The following is a 500-nucleotide window of genomic DNA, read 5'->3' as shown; positions in this document are numbered from 1 at the left end:
TCCCCCCCGCCCCCCTCTCCCACAGGGGGCGAAGGGGGGGTTTGGGCTTGACCGACATCTGTAAGACCTGCTCGCTCTTCCGCTGGGAGCTGTGCCCCCACCCCGGCCCTTGCCTTTGCCCCTCCCCCCAGCGGGGGGAGGCTGGGAGGGGGGCAGCCGGCCCCCACCCCGGCCCTCTCCCTCCGGGGGAGGGTGGTGTCGCTCCTCCCCCTAATGGGGGGCAGCCGTGCCCGCTGTAGTTCATATCATAGAGGCAACCCAATAGGCCTCTACGTGATCTGGGTTGTGCGCGGCAGGCCCACACACCGCCCTTGCTGATCGATCAAAAAGATGTCAATGCCGAGCGGAAATTGGCTCGGTCGGGCCGCAATTGCCGCCAATTCGGTTGGCGCTACCCCACCTAGCCCAACCGTCGTTTCACCGGCAATGCCCGGCCCGCACAGGCGCAGCGTTGCCCCGCTAGGAACGATCTCTGGCACGCAGATGAAGACCGTGCAACT

1 protein-coding gene is annotated in these 500 nt (G+C 66.8%); it reads right to left on the bottom strand.

Going from position 1 to position 500, the window contains the following annotated elements; translation table 11 throughout:
• Nucleotides 1–269: 269 nt before the first annotated feature.
• A partial coding sequence (locus NZU74_20935; GenBank protein MCS6883787.1) for a phosphonate C-P lyase system protein PhnH occupies nt 270–500 on the bottom strand: 231 nt, incomplete at its 5' end.

Source organism: Chloroflexaceae bacterium (assembly GCA_025057155.1).
Classification (GTDB): Bacteria; Chloroflexota; Chloroflexia; order Chloroflexales; family Chloroflexaceae; genus JACAEO01.
This window is presented reverse-complemented; position numbering and strand designations above follow the sequence as displayed.